At 30.6% G+C, this 13169-nt stretch carries 13 protein-coding genes; 7 read left to right on the top strand and 6 right to left on the bottom strand.

What is annotated here, in order from left to right:
* The 5 genes from DPIF8902391_RS00750 (at position 1) to DPIF8902391_RS00770 (ending at position 5682) form a co-directional block, all read left to right on the top strand.
* Entirely contained in the window at positions 1-621 is a 621-nt protein-coding gene (locus tag DPIF8902391_RS00750) for a hypothetical protein (RefSeq protein WP_172504759.1), read from the top strand.
* A 153-nt stretch (positions 622-774) separates the two neighbouring features.
* A complete protein-coding gene (locus DPIF8902391_RS00755; RefSeq protein ID WP_216833239.1) occupies positions 775-1680 on the top strand; it encodes a hypothetical protein in 906 nt (301 codons plus the stop codon).
* 52 nt (positions 1681-1732) lie between these two features.
* Complete coding sequence (locus DPIF8902391_RS00760) at positions 1733-2935, top strand: GNAT family N-acetyltransferase (RefSeq protein ID WP_232119281.1); 1203 nt, start codon at positions 1733-1735, stop codon at positions 2933-2935.
* Positions 2936-2944: 9 nt separating this feature from the next.
* Entirely contained in the window at positions 2945-3820 is an 876-nt protein-coding gene (locus DPIF8902391_RS00765) for an acyl-CoA thioesterase (RefSeq protein ID WP_172504761.1), read from the top strand.
* A gap of 377 nt (positions 3821-4197) precedes the next feature.
* Complete coding sequence (locus tag DPIF8902391_RS00770) at positions 4198-5682, top strand: S41 family peptidase (protein ID WP_172504762.1); 1485 nt, start codon at positions 4198-4200, stop codon at positions 5680-5682.
* 130 nt (positions 5683-5812) lie between these two features.
* Here DPIF8902391_RS00770 and recJ read toward each other — a convergent pair whose 3' ends face one another.
* The 5 genes from recJ to DPIF8902391_RS00795 form a co-directional block, all read right to left on the bottom strand.
* A complete protein-coding gene (gene recJ, locus DPIF8902391_RS00775) occupies positions 5813-7498 on the bottom strand; it encodes a single-stranded-DNA-specific exonuclease RecJ (RefSeq protein ID WP_172504763.1) in 1686 nt (561 codons plus the stop codon).
* Positions 7499-7517: 19 nt separating this feature from the next.
* Positions 7518-7943, bottom strand: coding sequence for an OsmC family protein (locus DPIF8902391_RS00780; protein ID WP_172504764.1), 426 nt, complete (start codon positions 7941-7943; stop codon positions 7518-7520).
* Positions 7944-8103: 160 nt separating this feature from the next.
* On the bottom strand, positions 8104-8505 hold the full coding sequence (gene mscL / locus DPIF8902391_RS00785; RefSeq protein ID WP_198912915.1) for a large-conductance mechanosensitive channel protein MscL: 402 nt from the start codon (positions 8503-8505) through the stop codon (positions 8104-8106).
* A gap of 51 nt (positions 8506-8556) precedes the next feature.
* On the bottom strand, positions 8557-9657 hold the full coding sequence (gene alr / locus DPIF8902391_RS00790) for an alanine racemase (protein ID WP_172504765.1): 1101 nt from the start codon (positions 9655-9657) through the stop codon (positions 8557-8559).
* Entirely contained in the window at positions 9650-10261 is a 612-nt protein-coding gene (locus tag DPIF8902391_RS00795; protein WP_101901894.1) for a thymidine kinase, read from the bottom strand. The genes alr and DPIF8902391_RS00795 overlap by 8 nt, the downstream gene beginning before the upstream one ends.
* Positions 10262-10363: 102 nt before the next feature.
* Between DPIF8902391_RS00795 and DPIF8902391_RS00800 the strand changes: the two genes are divergently transcribed.
* Both DPIF8902391_RS00800 and DPIF8902391_RS00805 read left to right on the top strand, forming a co-directional pair.
* Positions 10364-11428: a hypothetical protein gene (locus tag DPIF8902391_RS00800; RefSeq protein ID WP_232122733.1), complete on the top strand. Its 1065-nt coding sequence runs from the start codon at positions 10364-10366 to the stop codon at positions 11426-11428.
* A 13-nt stretch (positions 11429-11441) separates the two neighbouring features.
* On the top strand, positions 11442-12188 hold the full coding sequence (locus tag DPIF8902391_RS00805) for a hypothetical protein (protein ID WP_058884131.1): 747 nt from the start codon (positions 11442-11444) through the stop codon (positions 12186-12188).
* A gap of 71 nt (positions 12189-12259) precedes the next feature.
* On the opposite strand, the gene DPIF8902391_RS00810 is transcribed toward DPIF8902391_RS00805, so the two are convergent.
* Positions 12260-13087, bottom strand: a complete 828-nt coding sequence (locus tag DPIF8902391_RS00810; RefSeq protein WP_058884132.1) for a universal stress protein — start codon at positions 13085-13087, stop codon at positions 12260-12262.
* Positions 13088-13169 lie beyond the last annotated feature (82 nt).

Raw genomic sequence — 13169 nt, forward strand, 5'->3', positions numbered from 1 at the left:
ATGAATTTATTTAAAACAATTTCCCTTTTAATACTACTATTTTTAGCAACAAGCTGTGCTTCAAGCTATAAAACTATTAGTCCTGAAACACTTAATTATGTATCAAAAAGTACCGATAAAGGGGTTATTCTTGAATATAAATACGAGTTATTGAAAAAAAAATATCACAAAAAAGAACTTTCAAAAGGTATTCGGTTAATTGCTGTTAAATTGACTAATAATTCTGATAAAGATATTGTTTTTGGTAAAGACTTAAAATTAACCTACGACGATGGCGCAGGTTTATATATTATGGAAAACGAAATGGTTTTTAAATCATTAAAACAAAGCGTTGCTTCTTACTTATGGTATTTATTATTAACACCATTAAGATTTTACACCACCGATTCTAGCAATGGATACAATCAACAAACAAGCTCAACACCTGTTGGTTTAATTGTAGGACCAGGAATAGCAGGAGGAAATATGATTGCTGCAAATTCGGCAAATAAAAAATTTAAAAAAGAGTTATTCGACTATAATATAACCAATACTACCATTAAAAAAGGCGCAACAGTTTCAGGGTTAATCGGCGTACGATCTGACGGATATCACGCAATTAAACTAGTTGTTTTAGACTAACTTAGCATTTGTTTTCTAATTTAAATTCTGATAAATAACCCGTTTGTTTATCAGAATTTATAGTTTTAATCATTAATAACGTGTACTAAAAAACAGTAAATGCAAAAATTACCCTTCAAAAGCTCGTGGCTTTTTTTATTAATACCTATCGGAATGATTTATTTTGTATTTGTACCGCAAATTCAAAAGCAATATGAAAGATATAACAATAATCAAATAAACCTTCAAAATGATATTCGCAGTTTAGACTCTTTAAAACACGCCAAAAAACTAAATCGAAAAGGCACACATTTACTTAAAAAACTAGAAATAACTGTACCTGTTCATCAAAAAGTGTATGGTAAACAAAAATTTCTATATTATAAAACAGGCGGAATGTTACTTGTTTTAGTTTTTATGGGAATCGGTATGCTAGTAACAAGTTATCTATCTAATAGAAAAAAAACATCCTCTAAAAACAAACAAATCGATTTTACTTTTGATGATTTTACGACCGATCAAATAGGACAAACTATTTCGTGGGATGGTTTAGAAAGTTCAGGAAGCAATTTTGCGAGTGAAACATTTAAAAAAACAGCACAAGGTTATAAAATAACAGGAAGTTCGTTTACCAAAGTTTTTGCCTGGAGTTTTTTCTTGATAGGATTAAATTATGTCGCTGTTTCATTTTACGAATTTTATCAAACTTCCGATATTCCGCTTACTTTTATGAAAGGCGGAAAATTATTTTTTACATCAGGAGGTGTTTTCTTCATTGTAGGAGTTATTTTATTATTTATGTTTTCGCCAAAAGCATATATATACACTCGAAAAAGAAAAATAATTGTAGGAGCAGAATTATTAACATTTCAGCAAGTACACGCCTTACAGGTTTTAGAGAAATTTATATCAGGCAGCAGTTCTTCGGGAAGTTATTTTTCCTATGAATTAAATTTAATCACTAAAAACGGCGTACGTTATAATTTATTAAATCACGGTGATAAAACCTATATTTTAAGCGATATGCTAAAAATTAGCAAACTCTTAAAAGTACCCGTTTGGAATAATGGCGTTGTATAACATCGATTAGATAAACTTTTAGTATTTTACACCAAAAATAGAACCAAAACCTGTGTGTATTTTATCTTGTAATAAACCCAATTTAAATGCTCAATATTTTAATGATGTTCATGAAATATCTACCGATATTTGGGCAGCATTAAACTGTACAAACAACTGGTATTTTCATCCGAAGTACTTAAAAGCATTACAGCAAAATAATTCAAAAATACAATTTGCCTATATTGTTTTGTTTGATGAAAAAAATAGCGCAATTGCTTTTGCAACCCTTCAAATAGTCGATTTTTATTTAGACAGCGTTAAAAATGAGATGCAATCTATTGTTAATTGGGTAAAATGTATGGGGGAAAAATCGGGTTTTTTATCCCCTGAAAAAGCCTTTAAAATACTTACTTGTGGTAATACTTTTGTAAGTGGTGAACATGGTGTTTTTATCAAAAAAAATCAAAATAGAAATGAAATTCTTCCTAAAATAGCCGAAGCAGTATTAGCGTTTTCTAGTTTAAAACCTCAAAATACAGCCGATGCTTTTATGTTAAAGGATTTTGAAAATAAATCATTATTTAGTAAATCGGTGTTAAAAGAAAAAAATTATAATTCTTTTAATGTAGATCCAAATATGATTTTACATATACCTGAAAATTGGAATTCATTAGATGATTATTTAGCCGCTTTAAAAACAAAATTTAGGGTAAAAGCCAGAAAAGCATTTAAAAATAGTGCTGTTTTAAAAACCGAAGATATTACCGCAGACAGGTTAAAAGATTTATTACCTGAAATGACTTTTTTATATAAAACAGTTTCAAGCAAAGCGAGTTTTAATTTAGGCGATTTCAATTTACAAACTTTTCAAACTTTAAAAGATAATTTAGGCGATGCTTATTTTTTAAAAGCCTATTGGTTAGAAGATAAATTAGTTGGTTTTTTATCAGGAATTTTTAATCAAAATTCATTAGACGCTCACTTTGTAGGAATCGATTATCAGAACAATAAAGAGTACGCTATTTATCAGCGAATGTTATACGATTATATTTCTTTAGGAATAGAAAATCAAGTAAAAACCATAAATTTTGGACGAACCGCTAGCGAAATAAAAAGTTCGGTCGGTGCTGTTCCACAAGATTTGACTATTTATTTACGCCACAAAAAAACCATTACAAATAGTATTTTAAGTTTGTTTTTGAAAAAAATTCAACCATCAGAATTTAAACAGCAATATCCTTTTAAAGAGAAAAAAAACACTATCAGAACTTAAATTGTAGCTATGAAAAATACAGCAGAATTATTAAGTATATTAACCTTAAAAAATACAGATAACAATAATTTTAAAGGAATAAGTAAAGATATTGGAAGCCCAATTGTATTTGGCGGACAAGTTTTAGCACAGTCTTTAAATGCGGCGTATCGTACGGTTTCAGACCAGCGCATTTTACATTCCTTGCATTCGTATTTTTTAGAAGCAGGAAATTTAGAACTGCCAATTATTTATAATGTACAGGTAATTCGCGATGGCGGAAGTTTTTCAACCCGACGTGTAACCGCCTCTCAAAACGATAAAACAATTTTTATATTAGCCTGTTCTTTTCATAAAAAGGAGGAAGGTTATCAGCATCAAAAGCCCATTAAAAAAGACATCAAACAACCTGAAGAATTGTTAAGCTGGTCGGATATGTTGGTTGAATTTGATCATTTTTTGCCCAAAAAATTAAAAGCATTTTTAAGTATTGATCGCCCTATTGATTTTAAACCTGTTCACCTAGCAAACCCGCTCGACTTAAAAAATTTGCCAGCAGTTGTCGATGTTTGGTTCAAATTAAAAGACGCTCCAAGTAATTTAAGCCTAGCTTTAAAGCAGCAAATTTTAACCTATATTTCCGACTACAACCTATTAACCGCCTGCTTAAACCCCAATGCGAGCGTTGCTAATTTTGGCAATACACAAATGGCAAGTTTAGACCATTCTATGTGGTTTCACCGTGATTTTGATTTTTCCGATTGGTTATTATTTTCAATCGAAAGCCCTAGTGCATCTGGCGCTCGAGGTTTTGCAACAGGTAATATTTACACCCGAAAAGGCGTTTTAGTGGCATCGGTTGCGCAAGAAGGATTGATGCGTGCAATTAAAAAGAAGGAATCATAAAATCAGAATTATATAAAACAGATTAAAGATTTTTTGAAGCAATTTCCCGCTTTCCGCACTCGCTTTTTTTTGAAGAAAAATCAAAAAAAGAGCTCAAACAATTGCTTCAATCGGGGCTAGGCATTTGTACTTAAAACTAAATTTTATCTAAAAAGAATATAAGATAAAACAGAAATTCAATTCGAATACGTGAATACAGGTTTATAGAATCTTCTGCCATATTAACAGACCTCACAGGTTTTTAAAACCTGTGAGGTCTAAGTTTACCTAAAAAACGAAGAGCTTGTTTAAATTTCATCTGAAAAAAAATATAGCAGAAAAATAAGAAATCGCATCGGTCAACCTTAATTTGCCGTAGCCAATTAAAAAAAACGCTAATGAATAAGATATCAATCCTTTTAATTATTTTGACTTTATCATTTAAAATTTCTCTTGGTCAAAATTTTGGCAATTTCCCGAATATTGAGAAACAAAAACTACACAACGATTTAGAGATTCTCTATCAAGGATTGAATAAGTTCCACACTGGAATGTATTGGTACACACCAAAAGATAGTGTAGATAATGCTTTTAAAAAAGTAAAAACACAAATAAATAAAGATCTGAATGTGCTTGAATTTCATAAACTCATTGCACCTTTAGTAGGGCTGTCAAGAGAAGATCATACAGATATATATTTACCGAAAAGTGTAAAAGAAAAGATAAATAAAGAAGCTACTTTTATTCCTTTAACTTTTGTCTTTCTTGGCACAAAACTATATTGTTTCAAAAATGGTTCGAATTATCAAGAATTGAAAATTGAAGGAAAGGAAATTGAATCGATAAATGGTGAGAAACCTATCGATATTGTTGCGAAAATTGGAAGCTTATTTGCTTCAGATGGTTTTATAAAAACAGTTAAATATAGTGATCTAAAAGGGTTTAATTTCTCTAAATATTATTTTTACCACTACGGAAATATTAAAGATGTAAATATTAAATTTAAAGAATTAGAGCACCCAATAGTTATTAAATCTTTAAAAATTGAAAATATCAACAAACATTTACGTTCAAGAAATTCAAACAATAAAGATGCTAAAGAAAAAGATCTATTAGAGTTTAAAATACTAAATAAAACAACTGCTTATTTAGGACTTCATTCGTTTTCTAATTCTGATATAAAAAAGCAAACTAAAGAAAGAAGTCTTAGTAAATTTTTAGAAAATAGTTTTGAGTCAATTTCAAATAATAATATTACAAATTTAATAATTGATGTAAGCGAAAACGGAGGTGGTAATGAAGGTAATGAAGGAATCGTTTATTCATATTTAGGAGACAATTATCAAAAATATAAGAAAGTCAGGGCAAAAACTCAAAAAGCAGTTCTTGATAATGGTATTGACAAGCCAATAACATTAAAAACATTTGGATTTTTAGAAAGGACATTTGTAAACAAAAAAATGCCAGATGGCTCTTTAGAAAGGAAAAAATGGATTGGATATGGTTTAATGGCGTACAAAAAAGTACCGAAAAATAAATTTTCAGGAAAGCTATATGTCATCATCAGTCCAATAACTTATTCTGGTGGAAGTGAATTTAGCAATATGGTTTATTCAAATGATAGAGGGACTTTTGTTGGGCAAGAAACTGGCGGTGGATATTTGGGAAACACAAGTGGTTATAGCCAAGAACTTATTTTACCAAATTCGAAAATTGAAATAGAGATTCCTAATTTACAATTTGTTATGAATGTTGAACAAAAACTTCCTTTTGGAAGTGGGGTAATTCCTGACTATAAAGTTATACCAACTTTTGAGCAATATAATAGTAATGTAAACGCAGCTTTAGAATATATTTTAAAGCAGATTGAAAACAAAAAATAACTGCTAAACTTAAAGTAAAATTCTTTTTTATAAATTCATTATTTACTGAAAGTTTTAGTCTTTTAATACGTCATTAACCATATAGTAAAGCTTAATGCGATGCTGAAATAAATTCAGCATGACGATAAACTTATTTTATGTCCTTTAAAAGCAGTTGAATACTTGTATTTCCGTTCCAAGTATTTTCATCTAAAGCGTAGGCAATATCAAAATCGTTTTTAATTAAAGGAAGTTTTTTTCCTAAACTAAAACCGATAGCGCTGTATGTTTTTTTATCGGCAGCAGAAATAATATTTAGTTTTAAATGTGTTTTATCAGCACCTACTTGTTTTCCAAAACCATTATCTCTAACGGCAGTTGTTGAAAAAGTAGGTTTTAAATTTAAAGGTCCAAAAGGTGCCATTTGTTGAATAATTCTAAAAAACTTAGGCGATATTTCCGATAAATCTAATTCGGCATCAATACTAATTTCAGGGGTTAATAAGTTTTTATCAATAGTTTTAGCAACGACTTCTTCAAATTTATTTTTGAAATTCTCGTATTGTTCTGGCTCTAAAGTTAAACCCGCAGCATATTTATGTCCGCCAAATTGTTCAATAAATTCTGCACATTGTTCTAAGGCATTATACACGTCAAATCCTTTTACCGAACGAGCAGAAGCCGCAAGTTTATCGCCACTTTTTGTAAAAACTAAGGTAGGTCTGTAATAGGTTTCTATCAATCGAGAAGCTACAATTCCGATAACGCCTTTGTGCCAAGTTTCATCAAAAACAACCGAAGTGAATTTTTCAGTTTCATTATTTTCTTCAATTTGAAGTAAAGCTTCTTGGGTGATTTTTTTATCGATTCCTTTTCTATCAGCATTAAATTTTTCAATTGATGAAGCAAATTCAACAGCTGCATCAAAATCCATTTCTGTTAAAAGATTTACGGCATGAATTCCGTGTTTCATTCTACCAGCAGCATTTATCCGAGGAGCGATGATAAAAACAACATCGGTAATGGTTAATTCTTTTTTATCTAACTGTTCAATAATGGCTTTAATTCCGTTGCGTGGTTTTGTGTTAATAACTTGTAATCCGAAGTAGGTTAAGGTTCTGTTTTCGCCTGTCATCGGTACAATATCGGCAGCAATTGCGGTGGCTACCAAATCTAAATATGGTATTAAATCATCAATAGTTTGCCCTCTTTTTGAGGCTAATGCTTGAATCAATTTAAAACCAACGCCACAACCACATAATTCATCATAAGGATAAAAACAATCGTCTTGTTTTGCATTTAAAACCGCCACCGCTTTCGGGATTTCTTTACCTGGTTTATGATGGTCGCAAATAATAAAATCAATGTTTTTTTGAGCTGCGTAGGCAACTTTATCAATGGCTTTTATACCGCAATCTAATGCGATAATTAAAGAGAAATCATTGTCATCAGCAAAATCAATTCCCATGTATGAAACGCCATAACCTTCGGCATATCTGTCAGGAATATAGGTGTAAATATTTGGGTGAATTGTTTTTAAATAAGACGAAAGCAACGAAACAGCCGTTGTTCCGTCAACATCATAATCGCCAAAAACCAAAATATTTTCGTTGTTTGCAATTGCTTTTTCAATGCGTTGCACGGCTAATTCCATGTCTTTCATTAAAAAAGGATCGTGCAAATCATCTAAAGAAGGACGGAAAAACTGTTTCGCTTTATCAAAAGTATCAATATTACGTTGTACCAAAATTTTAGCCAGCGTTTTTTCAACAGATAATTCTTTAGCTAATTGAGTTACTTTTAATAAATCGGGAGTTTGTTTTAACGTCCAACGCATAGTTTCTGATATTTATTTGTTATTGATTATGAAAATGAGATGTGATTTTTACTTCGGCAAATTTTCTAAACATTTCCATTACACCACAATATTTATCTACAGATAATTGTACTGCTTTATTAATTTTTTCTTCATTTAAATCAGTTCCATAAAAATGATAATCAACAGTAACTATGTGGTAATATTTAGGATGTTCTTGGGTTAACTCGCCAGTAACTTCCATTTTAAGGTCAGTTATTGAAGTTCTCATTTTGTTTAAAAGAGGAATAATATCTAAACCTGAACAGCCTGCTAATGCCGATAACATCATTGCTTTGGGTCTTAAACCTTCACCTTTTCCACCACTTTCTTCGCCAACATCTATAAAAACTTTATGCCCGCTAGGGTTGTCGGTTTCAAATTGCATGTTTTCTTTCCAAACTGTTGTAACTCTATGCGATGCCATATTTTGTGTATTTTGATACAAGCAAATTTAAGGAAGCGATAATAATACTTGTTCAATATTCGAATAAATTTATCTTAAGAAATCATTTAGAATATTTGTAGAAAATAAAAAGGCGATAAAAATAATTTTATCGCCTTTAATATAGTAGTTAGTGGTTATATTACTTTTTTAATAAGTCTCTAATTTCAGCTAATAAATCTTCTTGACTTGGTCCTTTTGGAGCTTCAGGAGCTGGAACTTCTTTTTTCTTTAAAGCATTCACACCTTTTACAACCATAAACATTACAAAAGCAACGATTATAAAATCAATAATGTTAGTTAAAAATTCACCATAAAGAATCGCAACTTCACCAGTTACTTTTCCTGCTGCATCGGCAACACCTTCTTTAGCGATGTATTTTAAATCTTTAAAGTCAGCATTAAATAATAACCCGATTAATGGAGATACAATTCCGCCTGTAAAAGAAGTTACTACTTGTTTAAAAGCAGCACCCATCACAAAACCGACAGCAATATCGACTAAGTTACCTTTCATTGCAAACTCTTTAAATTCCTTAAGCATACTCATGTTTTTTTGATTTAATAGTTAATACTTTGCAATTATAAGTAAAAATTAGTGTTTAACCACTCTTTTTACACGTTGAGATATAGCGGTAAGTGTTTCATACGGAATGGTTTCACATTTATGGGCAATGTATTCGATATGTTGCTGATGGTTAAAAATAATAACTTCATCACCTTCATTGCAATCAATATTGGTTACATCGACCATAATCATATCCATGCAAACATTTCCAATAATAGGCGCTGGTTTATTGTTGATAAAAACAAAGCCTTCTTTTTTACCTAGTTTACGTGAAATTCCGTCGGCATGACCAATAGGAATTGTTGCACTACGGGTAGGTTTATTTGCTACAAATGCACGGTTATAGCCAACAGTTTCACCAGGTTGAATAATATGAATTTGCGAAATAATTGATTTTAAACTATGGGTGTTTTTTAACTGAGCAGTTTCTTTAGGATTATTTCCAAAACCATACAATCCGATGCCAATACGCACCATGTCAAACTGGGCCTGTGGGTAATTAACAACGCCTGAGGTGTTTAAAATATGAACCATCGGTTTGTAGCCTAAGTGTTCATAAATTTGTTTTACAATATAAGCAAAGTTATTAATTTGTCCGATGGTAAATTCTTGTTCATTAGGGTCTTCACTAGCAGCTAAATGCGAAAAAATAGATTCTACCTTAACATTATTCGATTTTTTTAATTCCGAAATAAGCTTTGGTGTATCGGTATGCCAAAATCCTAATCTATTTAAACCTGTGTTAAATTTAATATGAATAGGATAGTTCATTAGGGGTTTTTGATCTGCCAATTTTAAAAAAGCATCAAATATTTTAAAATTGTACAAGTTTGGTTCTAGTCTATATTTTACAATATCTTCTAAATTTTGAAGCTGCGGATGTAATACTAAAATAGGTGTTTTAATACCTGCTTCACGTAAAATAATCCCTTCATTTGAATAGGCTACGGCAAAATAATCAACTTTATCTTGTACTAATTTAGCAACTTCTGTGGCTTCACTTCCGTATCCGAAAGCTTTTACAACAGCTAAAATTTTAGTATCAGGATTTAGTTTTTGCTTAAAAAAAGCAAGATTATGCTCAATTGATTTTGCATCAATTTCTAAAATAGTTACATGATTATTCATCGGATAAATTTTCGTTCTTTTTATGTTGTTCTTGCACAGCTTTGTAATAAGCAGCTCTGCTTAAAGGCTCGTATTCTTGTACTTCACCTAATAAGACAAGGTCATCACTGGCTGCTTTTCGATGACTATAATGTGCTAAGTTACCGGTATGTGTGCAAACAGCATGTACTTTTGTAACATATTCTGCCGTAGCCATTAAAGCGGGCATTGGTCCAAAAGGATTTCCTTTAAAATCCATATCTAAACCTGCCACAATAACTCGAACACCTCTATTGGCTAGTTCATTACAAACAGCAACAATACCTGAGTCAAAAAATTGTGCTTCATCAATACCAACAACATCAACATTGTTTGCTAGTAATAAGATATTGGAAGAACAAGGAACGGGTGTTGATCTAATTTTGGTCGCATTATGAGACACTACTTGTTGATTGTCATAACGAGTATCTATAGTTGGTTTAAAAATTTCAACACGTTGTTTTGCAAATTCGGCACGTTTAAGTCTGCGGATTAATTCTTCAGTTTTTCCTGAAAACATTGAACCACATATTACTTCAATCCAACCAAATTGCCCTGTATGATTTACTGTATTTTCGAGAAACATTTTGTATTTTTAGGCGCTAATTATTGATTTTTGTCTTACTTTCGAGTAAAGAACAAATTTATTAAAATTAAACAGTAAAAATTAAAATCAAAAGAACAACTTATGCACAAAAAGCTAGCGTCAGATTTAACCAGTTTAGCACACGCTATTTTACAGATGAAAAATAAGGAAGATGTGTTTGAGTTAAAGCAGAAGGCATATGAAGTTTATGAAAAACTTTCGGTTTTAGTCTATATAGAAGAATACATAAATAATACGCCAAATCCTTCAAAAACAAAACAAGAGTTATTGAGTGGTGTTTTATTGGCAGAACAAAACAGAACTAGAGGTGAAATTGAAAAAAGAGATCTTGAAATTTCTTTATTAAAAAAAGAAACGGTTGTTTATCAACTAGAAGAAGAACTTGACGAAATCCCTAAATTTAAGACCCCTGAAAATAAGATAATTGAAACAAAAATTGCTGATACTACTGTTTTTGATAGTAAAATTATTGAAGATACTTCTGTTAAAAATCATTTAGTAAGTCCTTTTGAAAAAATTCAAGAGAAAAGTCAAGGGGAAATTCAAGAGAAAATCACAAAAGAAAATGATAAAAATCTTGATGAAAAGATTGAGGAAGTATTCGCGAAAAAAACAAAAGAAATAGCCGAAAAAAAGGAGACTATTTCGGTAAAGGAGGCTTTAAAAGAACCGATTAATTTAATACCCGAAGAAAAACCAATTGATTTAAAGCCTGTCGAAGAAATTATAGAACAACCTTTCGATGAAATAGCTCGTTTGCTATCTGAACCTAATAATGAAGTTGAAAATGACACAGGGAATATCGAGGAGTTAAAAACAAAAACCCTTGAAGAAGAGTTAGACGGAACAATTTCTGTTGATGTTATGGCTGATTTATTTGAAAAAGCACCAGTAAAAAAATCATTAAACGATTTTCTACAAAGCACCATTCAAATAGACTTAAATGATAGGATTGTTTTTGTAAGACATTTGTTTAATGGCAATCAAAATGATTTTAATAGAGTAATTTCGCAGCTCAATACTTTTAAAACAGAAAAAGAAGCTAAAAATTTTATCAATAAGATGATAAAGCCTGACTATAATTGGTCAGGTAAAGAGGTTCACGAAGCTCGATTATTTGAAATTATTGAAAGAAGATTTGCTTAAAAAACAGTACATTATGAGTAATAAGAATACAGGAATGAAGTATATATTTTGCATGAAATGGGGTACCTTGTACGGTCCTGAATACGTAAACAGACTGCATGCTATGGTAAAAAAGAATTTATCATATGATTTTAAAATGGTTTGTTTTACTGATGACAGCACTGGAATTATAGATGATGTTGATTGTTATGATATTCCAGAGATGAAAATCCGTACAGACATACCTGAAAGAATGTGGAAAAAATTAACAACACTTAAAGATGATTTGTATGGGCTTGAAGGAACCGCCTTGTTTTTAGATTTAGATATTGTTATTGTTGATAAAATTGATTGCTTTTTTGAGGTTGAAGGTTCTTTCAGAATTATCAAAGACCATAGTTGGAGAACTTGGAGAATAACAGGAAATTCATCTGTTTATAGATTTGAAATAGGAAAGCATGGCTATGTTTTTAATGATTTTATCAAAAATTTTGACGAATTAAGAAAAATCCATAGAAATGAACAAGAATATTTAACACATAGTATTAACGATAATTCAAGCCTTCAATATTGGGATAAAAAATGGTGTCCTAGTTTTAAGTATGATTGTGTTTCAAGATTTCCTTTAGCTTTTTGGAAAAAACCTACAATACCTGAAGGAGCTAAAATTATAATTTTTCATGGAGAAATTAATCCACATAATGCTATAAAAGGAGGAAGAGGTAAGTGGTACAGGTATGTCCGCCCTGCGCCTTGGGTTGCTGATTATTGGATTCAGTAATGTGAAATGAAGTAAATAAAGGGTTAAGAGGGGGACTTGAAAAAACTTAACGCCATTTTAATTTGTTGTTATTATGCCTTAAAAGTAAGTACGGGCTTTAATACATTTTTAGATAAATCAATAGAAATGCTTGAGTTAAAAAACTGAGACAAACCGCTTCTTCCATGTGTTGCTAAAGAAACTAAATCAACGTTATTTTCATCTGAAAAATTTAAAATTCCATCTTGTATTGAAGTATCATTGTACACTTTTATGGTGTGATTCCCTATTTTGTAAGGTTCAATAAAAGTTTCAATTCTCTTTTTAGAATCGCTTGTGTTTTCAAAATTATCGGGAGTATTAATTTTTAATAAGTAAATTTTACTTTTAAATTTTGCAGCAAACTCTAAGAAACCTTCAAAAGCTTTCGCTTCTTTATTTTCAAAAGAAGAGGCGAAAACTAATTTTTTCAATTTGAAATCATCGTTATCTTTTTTAGTGATAATTACAGGTATTTCAGAGTTTCGAACTGTTTTTTCAGTATTCGATCCAATAATAATTTCTTCTAAAGCTGTTTGTCCTTTAGAGCCCATAATTATTAAATTGGCATTGATTTTTTTAGCATAATCTCGAATCCCTTCATACGGGTTTTGAAAACGTATTGAATGATATACATTGTCAAAATCAGCAAAGAAAGTATTTTTGTAATCGAGTAATTTTTCTTTAATCATTTGAATGTATAGCATGCTTTCAGGAATGCTAATATTTGCACCAGAGCCCATGTCTCTAAAACCACTAGGGAGTTCAATCATATGAATTAGGTGTATTTCGCCAGCTGTTTTTTTAGCTATTTTGGCTGTTAGTTTCGCAGCATATTTAGAATGCTTAGAAAAATCAATAGGAAGTAATATTTTTTTCATAATTAAAAGATTTAAAGATACATAGTGCTGTTAAGTTACGAAATTTATTCTAAATTAGAAATTTGTATGTTAATGAATAACT

It is taken from the genome of Tenacibaculum finnmarkense genomovar ulcerans, assembly GCF_900239495.1.
GTDB classification, from domain to species: Bacteria; Bacteroidota; Bacteroidia; order Flavobacteriales; family Flavobacteriaceae; genus Polaribacter; species Polaribacter ulcerans.